The sequence below is a fragment of the Micromonospora sp. NPDC002389 genome, from assembly GCF_040296095.1.
Classification (GTDB): domain Bacteria; phylum Actinomycetota; class Actinomycetes; order Mycobacteriales; family Micromonosporaceae; genus Micromonospora.
In genome coordinates, this window is sequence record NZ_JBEOWP010000012.1 from 165,424 (window position 1) to 187,640 (window position 22,217).

16 protein-coding genes are annotated in these 22,217 nt (G+C 70.8%); 9 read left to right on the forward strand and 7 right to left on the reverse strand.

Translation table 11 applies throughout. The features are described from left to right. Positions 1-86 precede the first annotated feature (86 nt). The gene (locus ABT008_RS22835) at positions 87-1,130 is read right to left on the reverse strand and encodes a protein-L-isoaspartate O-methyltransferase family protein (RefSeq protein ID WP_350698250.1); all 1,044 of its coding nucleotides are present in this window, start codon (positions 1,128-1,130) and stop codon (positions 87-89) included. A gap of 161 nt (positions 1,131-1,291) precedes the next feature. Here ABT008_RS22835 and ABT008_RS22840 point away from each other — a divergent pair, with 161 nt between their 5' ends. The 3 genes from ABT008_RS22840 (at position 1,292) to ABT008_RS22850 (ending at position 5,239) form a co-directional block, all read left to right on the forward strand. Continuing rightward, complete coding sequence (locus ABT008_RS22840; protein ID WP_350698251.1) at positions 1,292-2,692, forward strand: hypothetical protein; 1,401 nt, start codon at positions 1,292-1,294, stop codon at positions 2,690-2,692. 64 nt (positions 2,693-2,756) lie between these two features. Then, positions 2,757-4,001: an AAA family ATPase gene (locus ABT008_RS22845; protein ID WP_350698252.1), complete on the forward strand. Its 1,245-nt coding sequence runs from the start codon at positions 2,757-2,759 to the stop codon at positions 3,999-4,001. Next, on the forward strand, positions 3,998-5,239 hold the full coding sequence (locus tag ABT008_RS22850; protein ID WP_350698253.1) for a vWA domain-containing protein: 1,242 nt from the start codon (positions 3,998-4,000) through the stop codon (positions 5,237-5,239). Before ABT008_RS22845 ends, ABT008_RS22850 begins: the two co-directional genes overlap by 4 nt. Before the next feature lie 61 nt (positions 5,240-5,300). Here the strand turns inward: ABT008_RS22850 and ABT008_RS22855 are convergent, their stop codons facing one another. Further along, positions 5,301-6,257, reverse strand: coding sequence for a hypothetical protein (locus ABT008_RS22855; RefSeq protein WP_350698254.1), 957 nt, complete (start codon positions 6,255-6,257; stop codon positions 5,301-5,303). Positions 6,258-6,401: 144 nt separating this feature from the next. Here ABT008_RS22855 and ABT008_RS22860 point away from each other — a divergent pair, with 144 nt between their 5' ends. Together ABT008_RS22860 and ABT008_RS22865 are read left to right on the forward strand one after the other, a co-directional pair. Then, a complete protein-coding gene (locus ABT008_RS22860; RefSeq protein WP_350698255.1) occupies positions 6,402-9,515 on the forward strand; it encodes an AfsR/SARP family transcriptional regulator in 3,114 nt (1,037 codons plus the stop codon). 119 nt (positions 9,516-9,634) lie between these two features. After that, the gene (locus tag ABT008_RS22865; RefSeq protein ID WP_350698256.1) at positions 9,635-10,465 is read left to right on the forward strand and encodes a TIGR02452 family protein; all 831 of its coding nucleotides are present in this window, start codon (positions 9,635-9,637) and stop codon (positions 10,463-10,465) included. Between the two features lie 17 nt (positions 10,466-10,482). Here the strand turns inward: ABT008_RS22865 and ABT008_RS22870 are convergent, their stop codons facing one another. Next, positions 10,483-11,406 carry an AraC family transcriptional regulator gene (locus tag ABT008_RS22870; RefSeq protein ID WP_350698257.1) on the reverse strand — a complete coding sequence of 308 codons (924 nt, stop codon included), beginning with the start codon at positions 11,404-11,406 and terminating at the stop codon, positions 10,483-10,485. 92 nt (positions 11,407-11,498) lie between these two features. Here ABT008_RS22870 and ABT008_RS22875 point away from each other — a divergent pair, with 92 nt between their 5' ends. Next, positions 11,499-12,422, forward strand: coding sequence for an NADP-dependent oxidoreductase (locus ABT008_RS22875; RefSeq protein ID WP_350698258.1), 924 nt, complete (start codon positions 11,499-11,501; stop codon positions 12,420-12,422). A gap of 9 nt (positions 12,423-12,431) precedes the next feature. Here ABT008_RS22875 and ABT008_RS22880 read toward each other — a convergent pair whose 3' ends face one another. Further along, positions 12,432-13,157 carry an SDR family oxidoreductase gene (locus ABT008_RS22880; RefSeq protein WP_350698259.1) on the reverse strand — a complete coding sequence of 242 codons (726 nt, stop codon included), beginning with the start codon at positions 13,155-13,157 and terminating at the stop codon, positions 12,432-12,434. A gap of 128 nt (positions 13,158-13,285) precedes the next feature. Between ABT008_RS22880 and ABT008_RS22885 the strand changes: the two genes are divergently transcribed. Both ABT008_RS22885 and ABT008_RS22890 read left to right on the forward strand, forming a co-directional pair. Further along, a complete protein-coding gene (locus tag ABT008_RS22885; RefSeq protein WP_350698260.1) occupies positions 13,286-13,744 on the forward strand; it encodes a MerR family transcriptional regulator in 459 nt (152 codons plus the stop codon). 237 nt (positions 13,745-13,981) lie between these two features. Next, complete coding sequence (locus ABT008_RS22890) at positions 13,982-15,196, forward strand: S8 family peptidase (protein ID WP_350698261.1); 1,215 nt, start codon at positions 13,982-13,984, stop codon at positions 15,194-15,196. 134 nt (positions 15,197-15,330) lie between these two features. On the opposite strand, the gene ABT008_RS22895 is transcribed toward ABT008_RS22890, so the two are convergent. The 3 genes from ABT008_RS22895 to ABT008_RS22905 all read right to left on the reverse strand — a co-directional run bounded on the left by ABT008_RS22895 (position 15,331) and on the right by ABT008_RS22905 (position 20,622). Beyond that, positions 15,331-16,545: a DUF2786 domain-containing protein gene (locus ABT008_RS22895; protein ID WP_350698262.1), complete on the reverse strand. Its 1,215-nt coding sequence runs from the start codon at positions 16,543-16,545 to the stop codon at positions 15,331-15,333. A 151-nt stretch (positions 16,546-16,696) separates the two neighbouring features. After that, positions 16,697-18,097: a poly(ethylene terephthalate) hydrolase family protein gene (locus ABT008_RS22900; RefSeq protein ID WP_350698263.1), complete on the reverse strand. Its 1,401-nt coding sequence runs from the start codon at positions 18,095-18,097 to the stop codon at positions 16,697-16,699. 101 nt (positions 18,098-18,198) lie between these two features. Next, entirely contained in the window at positions 18,199-20,622 is a 2,424-nt protein-coding gene (locus tag ABT008_RS22905; protein WP_350698264.1) for a non-reducing end alpha-L-arabinofuranosidase family hydrolase, read from the reverse strand. A 453-nt stretch (positions 20,623-21,075) separates the two neighbouring features. Between ABT008_RS22905 and ABT008_RS22910 the strand changes: the two genes are divergently transcribed. Beyond that, positions 21,076-22,212, forward strand: a complete 1,137-nt coding sequence (locus ABT008_RS22910) for an FAD-dependent monooxygenase (protein ID WP_350698265.1) — start codon at positions 21,076-21,078, stop codon at positions 22,210-22,212. Positions 22,213-22,217: the final 5 nt, after the last annotated feature.

Consider the following 22,217-nt stretch of genomic DNA (forward strand, 5'->3'; position numbering starts at 1 on the left):
CTTCCTAGGAAGCCCTGGCTGGTGTGGGGTCGACCACGAGATCCGCACGACTGCTGTCGGTCGGACGAAGCAAGGCGTCGGCTCGGTCAGCCGGCGGTGAAGCTTCGAGGACGGACGATGAGATCCCAGCCGGGAAGGTCGTCGTCGGTGCTCGGTGTGAGGGTGGGCTCGTACCAGGTCGCGGCGGGACGGCCGGCGTGTTCCCACTGGTCGAGCCAGCTGCGTACCGCGGTCAGGGAAGGGGAGTGCGGGCTGTCGGCGATGATGGTGGAATCGGTGCGGATCATGGCGGCCGAGGAGGCGCTGGTGTGGCCGATGCCGCGGATGCCGTCGTGCAGGGCCGCGACGGTGCGGTGATCGCCGCCGACAGTGACCGTGTAGGTCGTCCAGGACGGCCAGTCCAGCGGCCGTCCGGCGTACGTCTCGGTGTACCCGGGGTGCAGGAGTAGCTGTAGCGCGTTGCGGGCGCCGGTGTGCTGCTGGTCGTCGCGCCCGCGCCAGCCGATGGAAATCCATGCGGGCGGGGACCGGCGGTGGATGTGGTCCACCCAGCGTCCGGGAATGGTCAGCGCGTCTTCCACTGCCGTCGTGGTGCTCTGGGCGTAGCCGCCGAAGATCGCCGTGTCGACGCGCGGTTGTCCCGCGATGAGCGTGATGGTCGTGATCAGTGTCGTGGATGGTTGCGCGGCGGTCGGTAGGCAGGTCACGATCCGGCCGTCGGGAGCTAGCTGGTCCACCCAGGCGCGAGGCAGACGTGGCGGCGTGCACCAGGCTACGATCCGCTGGTAGGGGGCGCGCGGCGGGTAGCCGGCCATGCCGTCCGAAACATGGCAGGTGATGGTGGTCAGGCCCTGTCGGCGGTGCAGCCGATCGGCCCAGTCGACCAGGTGATCGCTGACGTCGATGCTGGTCACCCTGCCGGAGGCGCCGGCCAGTGCGGCCAGCAGCGCCCCGGAGTATCCGGTGCCGGTGCCGATCTCCAGTACGCGCGCACCTTCAGCGACGTCGAGAGCGATCACCTCACGCTGCACGGACTCGGGAGCCGAGCGGTGCAGGGTCTCTCCGCGCTGCACGTTGTGGACGTAGTAGTCCTGCGGCACCGTGCCGAACACGATTGCGGGGCTCACCATTAGGCGCTCCACTTGCGTCGGGGCTGGACGTTGACCAGACCGGGCAATGCACGGGACGCGTCGACCCAGGGCCTTGGCGAAGCTTACGGTGGGCCGCTATGCTCCGCTGCGATGAATCCTCCTCGCAGATTGGGGGTCCCGTTCGTGCAAGGTGAGTGCTGATGCACTCCCCGGCCGCGAATGCGGAATCCCGCCTCTCCCTCTGGCGGCACGTACGCGAGTACGCCGTACCGCCCTCCATGATCGAAGCCGCCACCGCTCGTCGTCACGTCGGCGACTGGGCCGGTGCATGCGCCGCCGCCCGCGTCGACGTCGACCTGGACCTGCGCGACGTGATGCGCCGTCACGGCCGTGACCTGGCCGCTCGGATACGAGCCGATCTCCGGCACCTCGCACCTGATCTGTTGCGCTGGCACATGCCGAGGATCGCCCCGGACGGGCTGCTGCGCCCGGGCCTGACCGTCTCGCTGGCACGGTACGGTCCGGCACACCACGACGATGCCGAGCCGGTGCACCTCGTCGCCCGGACGCCACCGGCCTGGGCGGACGCGGGCCAGCGGATCAGTCTGGCGCTGTGGGTCGGGTCCCGTGCCGGGCGCGACTGCTCTCACCCGCATCCGCGCCCGGACCGTCGGTTCCGCCTCGACCTGCACCGTCACCTGTGGGACGCACGCAGGGCCGACGAGCTACGGATCCGGTCGGGTGCCCCACAGACAACCTCCGACATCGCCCGCCCGACGTGCCCCGACCCGACATGGGACGCGCTACGGCGGGGCGGCTACGCGGTGCACCGGTGGGCTGCCGAAGCGGCCCTGCTGCTGCGGTCCGAGGGCGGCACCAGCGGTGCCGTGACGCTGCGCCTCGGCCCGCGACGCCGCCTGCTGGTGGACGTCGCCCCATCAGGGACGGACCTGCGACCACCCACGGTACGCATCGTCGGAGCGCCGCGGGCCGGTCGTGTCGCCGGGCTGCCGGTGTTGCCCCATGCGGCGACCTGGATGACGCCTGACCTGGAGTTGCTGCAACTCGGGCTGATCGAGGTCGACCGGCTGCACCCGCTGGTGGCCGCCGCGCTCGCACCGGATCATCCCTCGGCAGGCGCTGCGGCGTCCCCGGAACCGGCCGCAGCGACGCGTCTCGTGGCATGCCGGGGAGCCTGGCACCGCATCGGCCTGGTGAACGGTGTGCTCACACCGCTCGACCATGACCCAGCGGAAGTCCGCCGGGAGGAACTGTTGGTCGCCCTGACCGGCACCCCACTGCCGTGCCTGCAGGTGATCGACGAAGCGCATCGTCGACCGGAGTCTCTTCCCGACATCCGCGCACGTCTGGATCACGGCGACACCGCCGGTGCGTTGGCTGCCGTCGAGGCGCTGCTCGGGCCGGACGCGCTCCTACCCGACGGGAAGCTACGGCAGGAACTGGACAGCGCCGCACTACGCCGGATCACGTACGGCCTGTTCCGCGCCGGGCTGACCGAACGCGGACCTGGCACCTGTGCCCGGGACTGGCAGCCCAAGCGTGCCCGGCGCTCCCACCCACGTCACGCTATCGCCCGCTGACCAGCGGGACCGCCTCCTCCATCCGGCCTCGGGCCGGCCCTTCACGACCTCAAGGTGATCTCACATGCCATCCGTTCGTACCCCTGTGGAACCCATGCCTGCGGCCCAACTCGATGTTGCCGCCGATCTGATCGCGCTGCTGCGCGACACCACCACCGAGACCGGCAGCGACCCTCAGTTGGAGGCGCTGACCCTGGCCGTGGCCGCCGACCTGCCGGTGCTGCTGTGGGGCGAACCGGGAATCGGTAAGACCGCCGCGCTGACGCAGCTTGCTGCGGCTCTGGACCTGCCGCTCACCACGGTGATCGCCAGCGTCCACGAGCCGTCCGACTTCTCAGGCCTACCGGTCGTCGGCGACGACCCGGCGACCCAGGGCATCCCGATGGCCCCGCCGGACTGGGCCGTGCGTCTGGTACGCAGCGGTCGCGGCCTGCTGTTCCTGGACGAACTGTCCACCGCCCCGCCGGCCGTGCAGGCCGCCCTGCTGCGTCTCGTGCTCGAACGGCGGATCGGCAGCCTGCACCTGCCGCCCGAGGTCCGCATCGTGGCCGCCGCCAATCCACGGTCCTCGGCCGCCGACGGCTGGGAACTGAGCGCACCACTGGCCAACCGTTTCGTGCACCTGCAATGGAGTCACGACCAGCAGGTCGTCGTCCGCGGCCTGGGTGGGATCTGGCCCCGGGCGACGCTGCCCCGACTTGATCCGCAGCGGCTCTCGGAAGCCGTCACCTTCGCCCGTCGTGCGGTGTGCGGCCTCCTGTCGACCCGCCCGGCACTCGTGCACCGGCTACCCACGAATGAGGCCGGTCGTGGTGGTCCGTGGCCGTCGCCCCGCAGCTGGGAGATGACCCTGCGCCTGGTCGCCTTCGCGACGGCGGCCGACGCCTCCCGGGACGTCCTGTCGATGCTGGTCCGAGGCGCCGTGGGCGACGGCCCGGGACTGGAGTTACTGGCCAGCCTGGACCGGATGGACCTGCCGGACCCCGAGTCGCTGCTCGCCGATCCGAGCGCCGCCGTCCTGCCGCAGCGAGGCGACCTGTGCCAGGCCGTCCTGGACGCCGTGGTGGAGGCGGTGCGGCGGCGTCCGGAGCAGACCCGTTGGGATGCGGCCTGGGAGTTGCTGGCCCGGGCGATGGAGACCGGCGCACCGGACCTGGTGGTCGTACCCGCGTCCACCCTCGCCCGGCTGCGTCAGGATGACTGGGACGTACCCGCCTCGATGGACCGGCTCGTCGGGGTGGTGTCCCTGTCCCGGCGGGCCGACCAGGCGGCGGCCCGAGTCGCGGCCGCCGCAGGGGCCGGCCGGTGACCGCCGGCACACTGGACCGGGACAAGCTGTTCACCGCACGGCTGCACGCCGTCCGGGTCCGGCCCTACCTGGCGACGGCACTGTTCGCCCTGCACGTGGTCGAATCGCGGTGGGTACCGACGATGGCGGTGGACCCGCACTGGCGGTGTTACGTCTCGCCCGCGTTCGTGGACCGGACCCCCGTGGAGGAACTTGCCGGAGTCTGGGTGCACGAGGTGTCGCACCTGCTCCGTGACCACCATGGACGCGGCGACCGGGTGGCTCACACGCGCGAGTTGACCGGACCGGGGGAACGGCTGCGGATCAACATCGCCGCGGACTGCGAGATCAACGACGACGTCTTCGGTGACGGGCTGGCTCGTCCCGAGGGTGCCGTCGAGCCGGGCCTTCTGCGGCTGCCCGACGGGCAGTTGATGGAGGACTACCTGCGACAGTTCCGGCTCGGGCCGCGTACCCAGGACTGGGCCTGGCTGGACTGCGGCAGCGGTGCCGACGGACGGCACCGGGAGTGGGATCTCGGACCGGACGGCGCCCACGCGCTCAGCCCGCAGGAGCGCGACGCCGTGCGATTCCGGGTAGCCGAGGGCATCACCGGTCGACCGGGAAACGTTCCCCGGGGCTGGCGAAGGTGGGCGGAGCAGGCATTCCATCCACCACAGCCGTGGCGGGAGCTGTTGGGGGCCGCTCTCCGCTCGGCGGTCTCCGCGGCGGGTGTGGGCGAGGACTACACCTACGGTCGGCCGTCGCGGCGCTCCGGGGGCGTGCCGGGTGTGGTCATGCCGGCGCTGCGGCGGCGGCCGCCACGGGTCTGCGTCATCGTCGACACCTCGGGCTCGGTCAGCGATGCCGAACTGGGCAGTGCCCTGCTCGAGGTCGCCGCCATCGTCCGGGCCGTGGGCGGGCGCCGCGACCTGGTCACCGTGCTGCCATGCGACGCGACTGCCCAGGTCGTCCGCTCGCTGTGCCGGGCCGAGGACATCCCGCTGGTGGGTGGTGGGGGTACGGATCTGCGCACGGGTTTCGCCCGCGCGATCCGACAGAGTCCACGCCCGGACGTCATCGTGGTGCTGACCGACGGGCAGACGCCCTGGCCGGACTCGCGGCCGCCCTGCCGCACCGTCGTCGGGCGATTCGACCGTGCCATCGGGTGGGACGAAGAAGACCCGGACTACCGGCCGGACTCCCCGCCGGAGTGGGCGCGTGTGGTCACGATCGGATCCGTTCCCACCGTGCGGTGACCGCGTCCGGGCCGTCGGCCGACAACGGTGGTTGTCGCCCGACGGCCGACGTGCGGGTGGATCAGGCCGCGAGGGTCTGGAGTTCGGCGAGCCCACCGCAGGTGGTCCCGCCGAGGTTCTTGAACGAGATGAGGATCTGGCGTTCGGACGTTCCGTTGGTGTTGATGCGCTGGCGGTAGATCATGCGGGTGACCTCGAACTGGCAGGTGATGGGGTAGCTGCCCTGAGGTGACGCGCCGACCAGGTAGGCCGAGGTGACGGGGTTCGCGTTGTTCCAGGTCGTGGACCACGTGGCGCCGGACGCCATGGATGCGATGTTGAAGCTGTACGAGACGGCGGTGGAGCCGAGTCGGATATCGGTCTGGCAGGCGATGGAGCCCACGTTCTTGACCTCCACCCAGAACTGACGGAGCGCACCCGCTGCACCCGGCTGCACGAACCAGGTGCGGGTCACCTGGAACTGGCAGGCCGCCGAGCTCGTGGCGCCACTCGGGTTGAGCCCCACCACCCAGTTGGTGTGCCAGGGGATGTTCCACAGGTGGGTCTGGGTGCCACCCGGGCTGACACCGCCGGTGGAGGCGTAGGACGAGCTGCTCACCGCGGCGAGCTGTACCGTCGCGCCACAGGCGATCGAGCCGACGTTCCTGAGCGTGAACTGGAACTGCCGTTGCCCGCCCCACAGTTGGACGTACTGGCTGCTGATCGTCTCGAACTGGCACATGGTCGAGGTGGTGGCGCCGGCCGGGTTGTAGCCGACCACATAGGCGGCGTCGGCGGGGGCGTTGTTCCAGGTCCACCCCTGCGTGCCGCCGACTGCGACCGTACCGGTGAACCACGTCGCGGCGATGCCGATGCCGCCCTTCGCGGCGGCACCGATCCCGTCCGAGACCGCTGCGGCGGCTCGTGCGTCCCGCAACGCGGGCTGCGACGCCGAGTCGGCCTGCGCCATGCCGGCTGCTGCGACGAGCAGACCGAGCACGGTTGCGGCGACCACGGCGGCGCGGATTCTTCCTCCCATTGAAGCTCCTTCGCGATGTCGATCCGGGTCGTTCGCCCGGCCATCTCTGAGGCTGCGCGGGCCGCCTTGCCATCGGCTAGCCGTCCGATAGCCGCCCAGGTGACGACGAATAGAATGCGATAGATGCGCTGAGGTGGGGGACGCATGAGATGGCGCCTGCTCGGTCCGGTCGAGGCCGTGGTGCGCGGGGAGCCGGTGCCGTTGGGACGGCCCCAGCAGCGCGCCGTGCTGGCCTATCTGCTGCTCAACGCGAACGTGCTGGTGTCGGCCGAACAGGTGGCCGAAGCGCTGTGGGGCGGGGCGCCGCCCGCACGGGCACGCGCGCAGGTCCAGGTCTGCGTCTCCCGATTACGGCACCTGACCCGTACCGCCGACCTACCCGAAATGATCTTCTCGAGATCCGGCGGATACCGCCTCGACCTCCACGACGCCGACCTGGACACGACGGTCTTCTCCGGTCTCGTCGCGGATGCTCGCCGCCACACCGACGCGGGCGAGCACGAACCGGCGGCCACCCTGCTGCGACAGGCGCTGGCGTTGTGGCGCGGCCCGGCGCTCGCGGGCGCGTCCGCCGCGTTCGTGCCGGGGGCCGCCGCCAGCCTGCACGACAAGCAGCTCGCCGCGTCCGAGGACCTGTTCGACGCCGAGTTCGCACTCGGCCGGCACGCCGAGGCGGTGGCGCCGTTGCGTAGGTTGACGGCCGCGAACCCCTGGCACGAGGGCCTCGTCGTGCGATTGATGACGGCCCTGGCCGGATCGGGCCATCAGGCCGAGGCGCTACGGGTGTTCGAGCGGATCCGTCGCCGACTCGCCGACGAGTTGGGCGTCGAGCCCGGAGCGCGGCTCGCGGAGACCCACAGGCAGGTGCTGCGGCAGCAGTTCCCGCCGAGCCGGCCCGCGCCCGCCGTCGCCAACACCGGCCCGCGCCCGGCCCAACTGCCCGCCGGCCTGTCGACATTCACCGGTCGCGTCGACGCGCTCGCCGAACTGGACGCGATGCTGGAGCGGGCGCGCGCGAGCGGCGCCCTGGCGGTCGTCGCGATCATCGGCACCGCCGGGGTCGGCAAGACGGCCCTGGCAATCCGGTGGGCACACCGGGTCCGGTCACAGTTCGACGGCGGCCAGCTCTTCCTCGACCTGGGCGGACACTCACCCGGGGCACCGCTGGCACCGTTGGACGCCTTGTCACGCTGCCTTCGCGCGCTCGGTGTGCCGCCCACCCAGGTGCCGGACGACGTCGACGAGGCGGCGAATCTCTACCGCAGCGTGGTCGCCGACAAACAGATGCTGTTCCTGCTCGACAACGCCCGGGACACGGCGCACGTCCAGCCGCTGCTGCCCGGCGGCGCCGGCTGCCTGGTGATCGTGACCAGCAGGAGCCACCTCGGTGGGCTGGCTACCCGACACGACGCACAACGGTTGTCGTTGGAGGTGCTCGCCCCCTCGGAGGCCACCGCGCTGCTGGCCCGCGTCATCGGCGAGGACCGCGTCAGCGGGCAGGAGGCCACGCTCGCCGAACTCGCTCGGGACTGCGCCCATCTGCCGCTGGCACTGCGCATCGCCGCGGCGGACCTGCAAACCCGTCGGCACGAGACGATCAGCGACTACCTGGCCCGGCTGCGCGCCGGCGACCCGCTGACCATGCTGACCGTCCGCGAGGACGAGCAGATCGCGGTCCGATCGGCGTTCGCTGCCTCCTACCGGACCCTGTCACCGCGACTCCGGCGACTCTTCCGACTGTTCGGCCTGGTGCCCGGTGCCGACGTGACCGCGGAGTCGGCCGCCGTGATGCTGGGATGTGGAACCGCGGAGGCGGCCGAACTGCTCTCCCGCCTGGCCGACGCCCATCTGGTGCAGGAGCGGACGCCGGGCCGCTTCGGCACCCACGACCTGCTCGGCCGGTACGTCGCCGAGCTCGCGAGCCTCGACGACAACCAGCGGACCCTGGACGACCTGCTCTCCTGGTACCTGTTCAGCGTGTACGCCGCAGCCGACCGGTTGTATCCGCAGGTGCTGCGCGTACCCGTGCCGCCACCTGCCCCGGCCTGTGCACACCTGCAGTTCACCAGCCACATCGACGCCCTCGCCTGGCTCGACGCGGAACGGCACAACCTCGTCGCCGCGACCCGACACGCGATCCGTCAGGAACTGCACACGCTGGCCTGGTCCCTGGCGGACGCGTTACGCGGATACCTGTGGCTGGGAATGCACACCGCGGAATGGTCCGAGGTCGCCCGCCTCGGTCTCTCCGCCGCCCGGGCCGCGCGCCACGACCAGGCCGAAGCGGCAGCCCGACTGAGCCTCGCGGCCCTGTACTGGCGGCTGGAACGGTTCCCCGAGGCGATCGACGAGTACGGCCTGGCGCTGCGGTCGGCAAACCGGTCGGGATGGCGCGAAGGGCAGGCGGCGGCGCTGGGCAACCTGGGCCCGGTCTACCGGATGACCGGCCAGCCACTCGAAGCCCTGCGGGTCGTGCAGCAGGCGCTGGAACTGAACGAGAGCAGCCGCCGTGCGGCCGGTGTCGCCGTCAACCACAACAACCTCGGACTGGTCTGCGCCGACCTCGGCCGACTCGGCGAAGCCGTCGACCACCACCAGGCGGCGCTCACCCTGGCACAGCGGAACAAGGCGGTGGGCAGCCGCGCGCTGGTCCTGAGTAACCTGGGCTCGGTCTATCACCTCCTCGGCCGCTTCGACGATGCGTTGCGGACGTTGACGACCGCGCTTGAGCTGCACGAGCAGACCGGCAGCCGAGGCCGCGCCACCACCCTGTGCGCACTGGCCCGGGTGCACCATGCACGCGGTGACGATGCCCGCGCCACCTCGCTCGCCCGTCAGGCACTCGACATGGCGCGCGAGCCGGCCGAGCCCCGACTCGAAGCGGTCGCACTCCACATCCTGGGCGTCGTGGATCGGAACGTCGGCATCCTGCTGGACGCGTTGACGTCCGCACGCGCGTCCGCGGACCGCTACATCGAGGCCGACATCATCGTCAGCCTCGCCGACCTCGACGAGCCCGCCGCGTTCGCCTGGTGCCACGCAGCGCTGTCCATCGCGCGGCAGTGCGGTTACCGGCTGCTCGAAGGCCGCGCGCTCGCCGCCCGGGCCGCCGCCGAGCACCGGGCCGGCGACTCGGCCACCGCCTGGCACAGCGCCCGACTCGCCGCCCGGTCGCACGCCGACACCGGCCACCAGCCGGGCACCGACCGGATCAACAACCTCCTCGCCCTGCTCTCGTCGGTTCCCTCACCCGGGTAACGGTCGCTGCCCCGGCAACGGCCGGTGCGGGGTGGCGAAATCGCTTGTCGGCAGGTGCTCTGCCTGCCTAGCCTGCCGCCTGTGCAGACCCTTTCCCGCCCGACTCACCGGGTGTGCCGGTGAGCGCTCGTCTTCGTGAGATCGCCCGGCAGACCGTTTCCATCGCCGAATCCGGTCGCTATCGCAACGGCTGCGGCGACGAGGTCGTCATCGCCGACGCGGTGCGGGCCGCAGTCGCCGGCACGCGTCATCACCTGCCCGACGACGTGCTCCAGTCGGGGAGCGGGCAGCCCGGTGCCGGCAGGGTGGAGGTGACGCACGAGTCGACGTTGCAGGCGGCCTCCCGGCTGGGGTCCGGTGCGGCCTGCCTGGTGTTCGCCTCGGCGAAGAACCCGGGAGGCGGTTTCCTGGGTGGGGCGAAGGCGCAGGAGGAGAGCATCGCCCGATCGTCGGCGCTGTACCCCTGTCTGCTCGCGGCGCCGGACTTCTACGCGTTCCATCGCGCGCAGCGGGATCTGCGGTACAGCGACCGGGTCATCCACTCCCCGGGCGTACCGGTGTTCCGGGATGACAAGGGCAATCTGCTCGATCGGCCGTACCTGACGTCGTTTCTGACCGCTGCGGCGCCGAACCTGGGTGCGGTCCTGCGCAACCAGCCCGAGCATGCGGCGAGCGTGCCGGCGGTGCTGGGCCGGCGTGCCCGGCGCGTGCTGGAGGTCGCGGCGGCGCACGGGTACCGGACGGTGGTGCTGGGCGCGTGGGGATGCGGGGTGTTCCGCAACGATCCCGCGGTGGTGGCCGACGCCTTCGCCGACGCCCTGCGGGTCGTCGACCGGTTCGACCGCGTGGTGTTCGCCATCCACGACGGACTGCCGGGCACACCGGTGTACCGCGCCTTCGTGCAACGCTTCCCAGCAACGGCCGTCGCGCCGGGAAGCGATCGTGACTGAGGGTCCCCGGTCCGCTGTCACCGTCCGGCTCGGCGGTACCTGCCGGGGGCAGTTCCGTACTGGCGTTTGAACGCGGTGGCGAACGCGAACTCGGACGTGTAGCCGACGCGTACCGCGATGCCGCTCAGCGTCGTATCGGATTCGTGGAGTAGCCGGGCGGCCGTGGTCATTCGCCACCAGGTCAGGTAGGTCAGTGGCGGCTTTCCGAGCAGTGTGGTGAAGCGGCGCGCGAACGGCGCACGGGACAGCCCCGCCTCGGCGGCGAGTGTCGCGACGGTCCACGGCCGCGCGAGGTCGCTGTGGATGGCCCGCAGTGCGGCGGCGGTGGCCGGATCGTTGAGTGCCGCTGCCCAGCCCGTGGTCACGGTCCCGGGTGCCGGCTTGTGGTCGAGCCAGGAACGCAGGATGTGCAGCAGCAGGGTGTCGAGCAATGCCGGGATGATGGCGTCGGTACCGAGGCGAGGCCGTTCCAGCTCGCCTGCGAGCAGGTCCACGGTGGCGCGGAGTTCTGGGTGTCGCCCGAGGTGCGCGGGCAGATGAACGAGCTCGGGCAGGTCGTCGAGCAGCGGATGCCTATGGACCGGATCGAGTTGGTACGCGCCGCACAGGGTGACCGTGGCAGCGGCGTCGCCGACGTCTGAGACGTACCGCGCCAGGCCCGGGTCGTTCGGGTCGCAGGCGGGCGCGGTGGGTGAGGTCGTCGGGCTGTCGGCCAGCGTGTGGCCACGACCGTGCGGCCGGAACACGATGTCCCCGGCGGCAAGCGGCACCGGGCCGGTGTCCGAGGCGATGAGCCAGCACGGCCCCTGCAGGACTATCTGGAAACCGGCGGAGCCGGGTACGGGTGCGAACTGCTGCGCCCACGGGGCGTGCCACGCGATTCGCGCGGAGCGCGGCCGACCGGCTCGCATCACCGTGATCACGTCACTGAGTACGTCCATCGTGGCCAGGTTATCGCCTCCGAAGACGATCGAGTATGAACAGGGGACTCAGGAGCATGGATCGTCTTCGGATGCCGCCATAGGTTCGAGTGATGAGAGCCCTGCGAATCCACCAGTACGGTGATGCCTCGGTCATCCGCGAGGAAGACGTACCGCGCCCGACGCCGGGTCGGGGTGAGGTACTGATCAAGGTCGCCGCGACCTCGTTCAATCCGTCCGACGTCGGGCTGCGCCGTGGACTGCTGCGGGCCGTCCTTCCGCTGGATCTGCCGTACACCCTCGGTGGGGACGTCGCCGGCACGATCGTCGAACTCGGCGGCGGCGTGCACACCCCCGCCGTGGGCGATCGGGTGATCGGACGGGTCGACACGGGCGGCGCCGCGGCCGAGTACGTCACCGCCGCCGCCGACACCGTCGTGGCGGCGCCCACCGCCGTTCCCCTCCCGCACGCCGCCGCCATCCCGATCGCCGGTGTCACGGCCTGGCAGGCGGTGTTCGAGCACGCGGGCATCACCGCCGGGCAGCGGGTGCTGGTCAACGGGGCGGGCGGTGGCGTCGGCGGGTTCGCGGTCCAACTTGCCAAGTACGCCGGTGCCCACGTCATCGCCACGGCCAGCCCGCGCAGTGCCGACGTGGTCCGCCATCTCGGCGCCGACGAGATCGTCGACTACACGACCACGCCCCTCGGCGAGGCGCTCGACACCCCGGTCGACGTGATCCTCAACGTCGTCGTGGTCGATGCCCGGCACGCCGCGGCACTGATGTCGCTGGTGCGCCCAGGAGGCGTTGTCGTGTCCGCCGCCGGTGCGCTGACGGCACCCGCCGGGTCGGCGGTGACGGCGGTACGCTTCGTGGCCCGCAACGACACCCGCCACCTCGCCGCCCTCGTCGCCCTGGTCGACGCCGGTGCCGTACGTCTCGACATCGCCGCGTCGCGTCCTCTCACCGACCTGGCCTCGGTGCACCGCGACGCCGAGTCCGGCCGCATCCGGGGCAAGACGATCCTGGTCCCGTGAGGTCGGCGCTCAGCGGACGCCCAGCATCTCGGTGATCCGGGTGTAGAACGGGGCCGGGTCGCCGGCGAGCGAGGCCTTCACCATCGCGGTCCAGTCGTCGACGATCACCTCGATCGACCCGGCGGCCAGCCCGTCGAGCGATCGACGCGGGACGTCGCGGGGGTCGATCTTGGGTCCGTCGTAGTCGGCGGTGATGTCGGTGTCGGCGGCGCCGAGGAGTACGCCCTGGACCAGCGTGCCCTGGGCGGCGAGTTCGAGGCGTACGCCGTTCGTCATGTTCCACTCGGCGGCCTTGGCGGCGGCGTACGAGCCGGTGCCCGGGCCGGCGAACCACGACAGCGCCGAGAGCACGTTCACGATCGCGCCACCGCCGTTGGCAGCGAGTACCGGGGTGAACTCACGGATCACGTCGAGCGTGCCCCAGAAGTGCGTGTCCATCTCGCGGCGTACCTCGGCGAGCTCGCCGGTGACGAGCGGGGCGCCGGTCGCGATACCGGCGTTGTTGACCAGCAGCGTGACATCACGCGCGGCCGCTGCCGCCGCGACGACGGACTCGTGGTCGAGCAGGTCGAGTCGCAGCGGCACCACGCGACTGTCGTCGAAGTCGAGGCTCTCGGGGCGACGGGCCGTCGCGTACACCCTGCTCGCCCCGCGCTCGAGCAGCTCGAGCACGAACTGGCGGCCGATACCGCGGTTGGATCCGGTGACGAGGGCGATCTGGTCGGCGATGTTCATGGCTCCGTGCTCCCTGCCTGGGTCATCTCGGGATGGGACGGGACCGTGTCCGGCCCGACGTCGACTACCGTAAAAGCTGACGTTGACGTCAAGGGCAAGTCGGAATGTGGAGCCGATGGAGGACGTGGATGCGGATCGGTGACGTCGCGCGGCGGGCGGGCGTGAGCACGAGAGCGCTGCGGTATTACGAGGAGCAGGGTCTGCTCGCCTCGCAGCGGGCCCCCAGCGGCCAGCGCACCTATCCCGAGTCAGCCGTCGAACGCGTGCGGTTGATCCAGCAGTTCTACGCCGCCGGTGTGCCCAGCCGGACCATCCTGCAACTGATGCCCTACGTCGACGCCGGACACGGTTCCCGCGAGGCGTTCGCGCTGCTGACCGCCGAACGCGACCGGATCACCGCTGCGATGGCCGATCTCGCCGCCGCCCGCGACGCCCTCGACCGCATGATCGACATCGCGAACCATCCGACCGCCGAACACTGTCCCGCGCTGCGTGAGCCGCCCTGGACGCCGTACCACCCCGACGCCGTCGCACCAGCCACTCCTGACCATGATGCGTCAGGCCGTCCGACGGCTGGCATCAGATGACCGCCTCCGCCGGCTGAGCGGCGGGCCCGTCACGGCCACGTGTTTTCGTTACGGCTGGAGCAACCCGGCAACAGAAGCCTAAAGCAACCGCAACCATCAATGGCTCATCCTTGCCTAGCCTGGGTGTCGCACCGAACCCGGTGCACCACAAGGGATCCCGCGCCCGATCGTCCGCTCTGGACGCAGGCGCGGCATGTGCCGGTCGCTGCCACGGCCGGCCCAGGAAGGAGCAGCCACGTGAGGCTCACCCACCTCGTCACCCGCCGCCGGCTCGGCACTCTGGGCGCCGCCACGCTCGCGGGTGCACTACTCGCCGCGGCCGGGCTCAACCCGGCGGCGGCCACGCCGGTCACCGGCACCGTCCTCGGCGCTGACCTGCCGACCGCCGTCCCGGGCAGCTACATCGTCGTACTCAAGGACGGGCAGCAGCTCACCCGAGCCAGCGCCGAGCGTGTCACCACCCGGCACGGCGGTGACCAGGTCGACCGGCTCTACGGACGGACGGTCAACGGCTACTCCGCCACCCTCACCGAGCGGGCCGCCCGCCGCCTGGCGGCCGACCCGACCGTCGCCTACGTCGAGCAGGACCAGCGGGTACAGGCGCTGGCCACCCAGCCGAACCCGCCGTCCTGGGGTCTCGACCGCATCGACCAGCGGAACCTGCCGCTGAACCAGTCGTTCACCTACGGTCCGAGCAACGGGGTGCGGATCTACGTGGTCGACACCGGAGTCCGGATCACCCATCAGGACTTCGGCGGCCGAGCGGTGCACGGCTACGACGCAGTCGACAACGACTACAACACCGACGACGGTAACGGGCACGGCACCTTCGTCGCCTCGGTCGCCGCCGGGAGCGCCTACGGGGTGGCTAAGAACGCCACCGTCGTCGGGGTGCGGGTGCTCGACAACAGCGGCTCCGGCACCACGGCCGGGGTCATCGCCGGTGTCGACTGGGTCACCGCGAACGCGACCCGGCCGGCGGTGGCCAACCTGAGCCTCGGCGGCGGCGCCAGCACCACCCTCGACGCCGCGGTCCGGCGATCCATCAACGCGGGAATCACCTACGCCATCGCTGCGGGCAACTCCGGCGTACCGGCCACCGGCACCTCACCGGCCCGGGTCACCGAGGCGCTGACCGTCGGCGCCACCGACCGCACCGACACCCGTCCCACCTGGTCCAACTACGGCACCGCGCTGGACCTGTTCGCCCCGGGTGTGTCGATCACCGCCGCCTGGCGGACCAGCAACACCGCCACGTACACCGGCAGCGGCACCTCGTTCGCTGCCCCGCACGTGGCCGGCGCCGCCGCGATCTATCTGCGGAACAACCCCTCCGCGTCGCCGGCGACCGTGAACGCGGCGATCGTCGCCGCCGCGACCCCGAACGTCGTCATCAACCCCGGAGCCGGCTCACCCAACCGCCTGCTCTACATCGGCACCTTCGGGAGCTGATAGCGAGGCGACCGTCCGCACCGTGACCCGGTGCGGACGGTCGTCCTGTCCGTCTTGACCACCCGCCACCGACCAACGCACGCAGGCGCTCTCCACCTGCTCGGCCAACAGGGTGCGGTGGGCGGAACCTCCCGTCACCGCCTGGTGTCGGTCGGCAGGGAGGCGCGGTCAGCGGCCTGGCGGCCGGACTCCCAGCCGTCGCGGCTGTCCACCCGGATGGCCCGGGACCGGACCGTGTCCGGAAATACCCGCCGCATGGTCTCGCGGATCTGCTCGTCCCGAGCGGCGAGCACCGGCAGCAGGTCGGCCGGGTCGGTGCCCGCGCTCCCGTCCCGCCGATCGGTGGCCTGCGCCAACGCGACCTGCGCCGCGGCGGTCAGCCGTTCGTCGATCCGGTCGGCGAAGGCCACCAGGAAGGACTGACGGTACGCCTTCAGCCGGCTTCGGCCGGCCTTACCGCCCGGCGGTTCGGTCCGGGCCATCGCCTGGTGCGCCTGCACCAGCAGCGAGGTGTAGAGCAGGTCCACCGCGTCGATGTCGGTGTCGAACCCGAAGACGGTGCTGAACGCCAGCTCCGGTGACCAGACCGTGTGGCAGCGGTTCGCCTTGGCGACGGCGGCCAGCAGGGACGCCTTCTCCCCGTCGTGCGGGTGGTCCACACCGATCCGCCGCGCGTACGGCACCACCGGAGTCGTGTCACCGCTACGCGCTGCCAACAGCGCCTCGTCAAGACTGTGCCGGGTGACCAGTTCCTGCGCCTTGGCGGTGTACGCCTGCGCCTCGGCCGGAAACGTCGTCGACTCCGCCTTGGCGAGCAGGGCGCGTACCCGGTCCAGCAGCCGGGCGTCGGTCCGCGACGACCCCGACCCGCCGACCGGCGCGGCGGCGGACCCGGGCGGCGGGACGAGCACCTCGACCGGCGGGAGCGCGGCCAGGATGGCGAGCAGGCCCAACACCAGGTCGAGTACGGCCACCCGGTCGAGCCGCCAGCGGGCCACGAGCGCGTCGACGTAGCTTGCGTCGTCCGCCCACCAGACCTGTGCCCCGAGGGTGTCCGCCTGCGCCAGCCACCGCCCGTCGACCGTGGCGCGGGGAAACTGTCGCAGGTACGCGGCGACCGCGTCGGTCACCAGCTCGGCCTGGCGCGGCAGGCCCCGTCGCGCGACCACCCGGTGCAACTCGGCCGGCTGCCACCCGCCCCGCCACAGCCGCGCGAACGCCTCGTCCCGCTCCGCCACCAGCGCCGGGTCGACGTCGACCGACGGTGTGACGGTCAGCGCGTCCAGCCCCGCCTCGTAGTCGACCGACCCGGCGAGAACCGCCCTGATCCGTTCCCGCACCGATGTCACCAGCCCAAGCCTACGGAACCCAGTCGGGGGAGACGCAGCGGCGGGCGGGCCGACATGACGTCGAGCCCGCCCGGTTCGTCTCGCGCAGGTCTCAGGTGTCAGACCTGGCCGCGCAGTTGGTGGACCTGCGCACCGGTCAGACCAGAGATGATCATCTGGCCGCGAGGCGGAACTGCTGGTTGGTTTGTCCGTGGCAGTCGTAGAGCTGGATCTGGGCGCCGTTGGTGGTGTTCCAGGCGTCGAGGCAGCGGCCGGATTGGACGCCGCTGATGGTGCCGTTGGTGTTGATGTTCCATTGCTGGTTGGTCTGGTTGTGGCAGGCGTAGATCTGGACGGCGGCGCTGTTGGCGGTGCCGGCGGCGTCGAGGCACATGTCGCCGTAGACGCGCAGTTGTTTGGTCGTGGTGTTGTAGGTCCAGGTCTGGTTGGTCTGCCTGTTGCAGTCGTAGAGCTGGACGCGGGTGCCGTTGGTGCGGGACGAGTTGGGGACGTCGACGCACCGGCCGGACTGCGTACCGACGATCTCGCTGGCGGAGCCGGGCGGCGGCGTGGTGGGCGGCGGCGTCGTCGGCCCCGGAGTGGTGGGGGTCGGCGTCGGCGTTCCGGTCGGTGGCGGCAGCAACGGGCACGTGTTGCGGTAGGTGACCACGCCGCTGTTGTCCACCAGCGGGCAGAGGAACTGGGTGTACCGGGCGTCGTTGTCGACGAACGTCTTCAGGAACGGCAGCATGGTCCGGATCAGCACCGGGTTCGACCGGCCGACCATGAACCCGTGGTCGCCACCGGCGACCTCCAGGTAGACGCTCTCCGTCGTGGCCGGGATGCTGTTGTACAGGCCGAGGGCGTAGGACGGGGTGACCACCGTGTCCGCCTGCCCAGAGATGATCATCGTGGGCACCCGGTCGTTGGCCAGGTTCGACGACGGCGAGTACGGCGTGATGCCGGCCACCGCCTTCAACGATGGGCGGCGCATCGCGGCGCTCAGCGCCCCGCCGCCGCCCATCGAGTGACCCGCGACGGCCAACCGGTTCGGGTCGACCCGGGTGCGGACCGTGCTCTGCTGCGTCAGGTAGTCCAGAGCGGCGAGCAACTGGGTGCCGCGAGCGGTGTCGAAGTCGTTGCGGCTGTTGGTCTCGATGCCGATCACCACGAAACCGTGCGAGGCCAGCCACGGTCCCATCCACGCCAGTTCGGCGGAGAACAGAGCGGTGTATCCGGGCGAGATCGCGATGGCCCCGAAGGTGCCCTGGCTGGTGTCGGTCGGGTAGTAGATCCGACCGCCGTTGAAGCCGTTCCCGCTGGGGACGCTGACCGACGTGTTGGCGAACGGGCCGTTCTCCGCTGCGACGCTGTTCCGGGTGGGGTCCGGGCCCCGCTGGTACGGGTTGTCGGCGGCCGACGCGGACCCGGTCGCCAACGTCACGGTGAGCAACCCGACGGCGGCGGCGAGTCCGGCGGCGGCGAGCTTGAGCAGTCGTCCCCGAAAGCCGGGCGACGCTCGGTGAGCGTCAGTGATCCCCGAGGGCAGGGGAGGGGGCGCATGTCCTCGCACTGTCGATACCTCCTGGTGGTGGGGGTGGGTGTGGGATGGGCGGGTCCGGTATGCACCGGACCCGCCCGCGCCGGCTGTGCCCGAGCCGGACCTGCAAAGGGTCAGCGTTGCAGGGTGAGCAGTCCGGGGCGGTAGGGCAGGAGGCCGTAGTCGCCGCCGGAGTTGGGGGAGCGTCCTTGGTACAGGAACTGGAGGTTGCAGGCGTTCACGGTCATGGTCTGGTCGGCGTTGGTGCGCAGCAGCTCACCGTGGCTGATGTCGTTGGTCCAGGTGGCGCCGCTGTTGGCCTTGCCGGCGAAGGGGTTGCTCTCGGTGGCGGCCTGGGGGGTCCAGGTGCCGCCGAGGCTGGTGGCGGTGAACGATCGGAAGTAGCGGCCCTGCGAGCCGATGGCCTCGACGAGCATGAGGTACCGGTTCTCGCCTTCGAGCTTGTAGACCTGCACGCCTTCGAAGAGGTTGTTCGTGGTGTCGGTCATGATCGTCGTGTAGTTCGAGCCGAAGCTGCCCGGGAAGTTCCCGATGGGCATGCTGGCCCGGTAGATGCGGCCGTTGTCCCCGGCGAAGAAGAGGTACATGTTCTGGTCGTCGCCGATGAGTGCCTGGTCGATGGGGCCGGTGCCGGAGTTGGAGATGGATCCGGTGAACAGGGTCTGTGCCGGTCCCCAACTGTTGACGTTGGTGGGGTCGGTGGAGGTGCGGTAGGAGAAGGCGGGGCCGCCCCACTGGTAGGCCAGGACCCAGACGTTGCGCGGTGCGAAGTAGAACAGTGACGGGGCGACGGCGGAGAAGGGCATGGCGTTCTGGCTGGCCGAGCCCATCTGGTTCCAGTTGGAGAAGAGGCCGAAGTTCATCGACCCCCAGCTGGTGCCGGTGTCGTGGGTGGTGGCGTAGACGAGCTGCTGACCGTTGTAGGGGGCGTGGGTGAAGTCCTTCAACGACACCCAACCCGAGCGGGGCTGCGCCAACGCGCCGGTCGAGGACCACCGGTACGACGACGGCAGCGAGCAGTTGCCCGACGGCGGCGGGGTGGTCGGCGGCGGCGAGGTGGGGCCGCCGAGGGAGACCAGCCGGAACTGCTGGTTGGTTTGTCCGTGGCAGTCGTAGAGCTGGATCTGGGCGCCGTTGGTGGTGTTCCAGGCGTCGAGGCAGCGGCCGGATTGGACGCCGCTGATGGTGCCGTTGGTGTTGATGTTCCATTGCTGGTTGGTCTGGTTGTGGCAGGCGTAGATCTGGACGGCGGCGCTGTTGGCGGTGCCGGCGGCGTCGAGGCACATGTCGCCGTAGACGCGCAGTTGCTTGGTGGAGCTGTTGTAGGTCCAGGCCTGGTTGGTCTGCTTGTTGCAGTCGTAGAGCTGGACGCGGGTGCCGTTGTCCCTTGAGGAGTTGGGCACGTCCACGCACCGGCCGGACTGCGAACCCACGATCTCACTGGCGGAGCCGGACGGAGGGTTGGTGGGGCCCGGCGTGGTGGGCGTGGGGGTGGTTCCGGGACCGGCGCTGTTCAGCGCGTCCAGGGTGGCCGTGTACGCGGCCTTCTTGTTGCCGCTGCCGTCGAAGAGCAGCGGGGTGCCGCCGGAGCGCCACGAGTCGGTGTCCCGGATACCCCACACCGTGATGCCGGTGCAGCGGGGGACCGCGAGACAGTCGTTGACCACACTGCGGTAGGTGTTGGCCTGCGTCGTGCCGGAGCCCTCGATGTCCAGCTCGGTGATCTGCACGTCGACGCCGAGCGCCGCGAAGCTGGACAGCGTGGTGCGGTAGTTGCTGTTGTACGCCGACTGGGCGTTGAAGTGCGACTGGAACCCGACGCAGTCGATCGGTACGCCCCGCTGCTTGAAGTCCTGGACCATCCGGTAGACGGCCTGGGTCTTGGCCCAGTTCCAGTTGTCGGTGTTGTAGTCGTTGTAGCAGAGCTTCGCGCCCGGGTCCGCCGTCCGGGCGGCACGGAACGCCGCCTCGATCCAGTCGTTGCCGGTGCGCTGCAGGTTCGAGTCGCGCCGGGCGCCGCTGTCACCGTCGGCGAACGCCTCGTTCACCACGTCCCAAGAATGGATCTTGCCCCGGTAGTAGGTCGCGACCCGCGTGACGTGGTTCAGCATCGCGTTACGCAACGTGGTGCCGGACATGTTCTGCATCCAGCCGGGCTGCTGCGAGTGCCAGGCCAGCGTGTGGCCACGCACCTGCCAACCCCGGCTGAGGGCGTGGTTGACGATCCGATCCGCGTTGGTGAACGTGAAGTTGTTCTGCTGCGGCTCGGTCGCGTCGATCTTCATCTCGTTCTCGGGCGTGACGCTGTTGAACTCGCGGTTCAGGATCGTCGTGTACGCGCCGTCGCTGAGCTTGTTCGCCGCCACCGCCGCACCGAAGTACCGGCCGGACTGGTTCGCGGCCGCACCGAGGGTGGACTCGGCGGCGTGGGCGAGTGTGGGTAGCAGCGATGCGACGAAGACGGCGACCAGCGCGGCGGCTCCGGGAACGTAGAGCGCTCTGAGTCGACGCCTGGGGGGACGGGGCCGGGAGATCATGCTGATCCTCCAGTGATGGGATGGGACGTATCTGTCACTGATCGGGTGCGCTCGCCAGGGCGCCCCGCAATGCCGGGTCCGCCGATCGAGGCCAGGACTCACGACCGGCATCCGTGCGGTGGTGAGTCGTGTTCGGCCGTCTGATCGGCAGGTGAAGGGTGGCGGTGATCGAGCCCGTCGCCCGCCGGGACGTGGTCGCGGGCGATGAACTCTGGTGTGGACGTGTCACCCGGACGGTCGGGCCTGGTGACGGTGCGAGACACCTCCATCGTGAGAAAGATCAATGTTAGCGATCTCATCGATTGATGCCTATCAGGCTGGCAGAATGTTCCAGGGTTTTCAACCGGTAGTTTCGGAAACATGCCGGAACTGTTTCGGCGGGCGCTCGTTGCCACGCCGAAGCGGCGACCGCCCGGACCAGGACGGCGATCGCGGCCGTGAGAAGGAGTGGTGATGGCGCGGACGGCAGTGGTGATCGGGGCCGGTATCGGCGGACTGAGTGCGGCCATCGGCCTGCGCCGGGCGGGCTGGGACGTGACCGTGCTCGAACGGGTCGCGGGTTTCCGGGCGGTCGGCGCGGGCCTGGTGCTCCAGGCGAACGGCATGCGTTGTCTGGACGTACTCGGCCTCGGCGCGCCGGTACGGGCACAGGGCCGCCCCGACATGTCCGGCGGCACCCGCCGGTCGGACGGTCGATGGCTAACCCGGGTCGCCGCAGGCGACCTGGAACGGGTGCTCGGGACGTCCGCGATCGGGGTCCACCGCGCCGCGCTCCACGAGATCCTGCTCGGCGTGCTCCCGGAGGGCACGGTGGTCACCGGTGCGCAGGTCACCACCATCACCGAGGATGGCGAGGTCGGCTACGACGGCCCGACCGGAGCGGTCCGGACCACCGCCGACCTCGTGGTGGGCGCCGACGGCATCCACAGCACGGTGCGCCGACTGATGTGGCCGGATGTCGCCCCACCGGTCCACATCGGCGTACGGGCGTGGCGCGGGGTCACTCAGGTCTGGGACGGAGACCTCGTCGCGGCGATCACCTGGGACCGAGGCGCCGAGTTCGGCATCGTGCCGATGGTGGACGGTCGCGTCTACTGGTTCGCCGCAGTCAACGCCGTCCCCGGCGGGCCGGTGGGCAACGAGAAGGCCACGGTGCAGGCCCGGTTCGGCACCTGGCACGACCCGATCCCCGCCCTGGTGGCGGCCACCGACACCATGCTGCCCGATGACCTGGCCTGCCTGGACGAGCCGCTACCGACGTACGTCCGGGGTCGCGTGGCGCTCCTCGGCGACGCGGCGCACGCGATGACGCCGAACCTCGGCCAGGGCGCCAACCAGGCACTGGAGGACGCCATCGTTCTGGCCGCCGTGGCCGACCGGTCGGACGGGCTCGCCACCTACGACGCTCACCGCCGTCCCCGCAGTCAACAGGTGGCGAAGGCATCCCGGGCGATCGGCCGTTTCGGCCAGCAACTCGAGAACCCGATCGCCGTGGCCGCCCGCAACACCGTCATGCGCCTGACCCCGCCACGGCTGGCATTGCGCTCGATGGCTCGCTACGCCGACTGGCATCCTCCGACCCGGACCTGACAGAC

What these genes read in the sequence shown, in the direction of transcription:
- ABT008_RS22885 (WP_350698260.1), top strand. Translation starts at nt 13,286, where the DNA reads ATGCGGATCGGTGACGTCGCGCGGCGGGCGGGCGTGAGCACGAGAGCG.
- ABT008_RS22855 (WP_350698254.1), bottom strand. Translation starts at nt 6,257, where the DNA reads ATGGGAGGAAGAATCCGCGCCGCCGTGGTCGCCGCAACCGTGCTCGGT.
- ABT008_RS22905 (WP_350698264.1), bottom strand. Translation starts at nt 20,622, where the DNA reads ATGATCTCCCGGCCCCGTCCCCCCAGGCGTCGACTCAGAGCGCTCTAC.
- ABT008_RS22840 (WP_350698251.1), top strand. Translation starts at nt 1,292, where the DNA reads ATGCACTCCCCGGCCGCGAATGCGGAATCCCGCCTCTCCCTCTGGCGG.
- ABT008_RS22875 (WP_350698258.1), top strand. Translation starts at nt 11,499, where the DNA reads ATGAGAGCCCTGCGAATCCACCAGTACGGTGATGCCTCGGTCATCCGC.
- ABT008_RS22880 (WP_350698259.1), bottom strand. Translation starts at nt 13,157, where the DNA reads ATGAACATCGCCGACCAGATCGCCCTCGTCACCGGATCCAACCGCGGT.
- ABT008_RS22860 (WP_350698255.1), top strand. Translation starts at nt 6,402, where the DNA reads ATGAGATGGCGCCTGCTCGGTCCGGTCGAGGCCGTGGTGCGCGGGGAG.
- ABT008_RS22910 (WP_350698265.1), top strand. Translation starts at nt 21,076, where the DNA reads ATGGCGCGGACGGCAGTGGTGATCGGGGCCGGTATCGGCGGACTGAGT.
- ABT008_RS22845 (WP_350698252.1), top strand. Translation starts at nt 2,757, where the DNA reads ATGCCATCCGTTCGTACCCCTGTGGAACCCATGCCTGCGGCCCAACTC.
- ABT008_RS22870 (WP_350698257.1), bottom strand. Translation starts at nt 11,406, where the DNA reads ATGGACGTACTCAGTGACGTGATCACGGTGATGCGAGCCGGTCGGCCG.
- ABT008_RS22835 (WP_350698250.1), bottom strand. Translation starts at nt 1,130, where the DNA reads ATGGTGAGCCCCGCAATCGTGTTCGGCACGGTGCCGCAGGACTACTAC.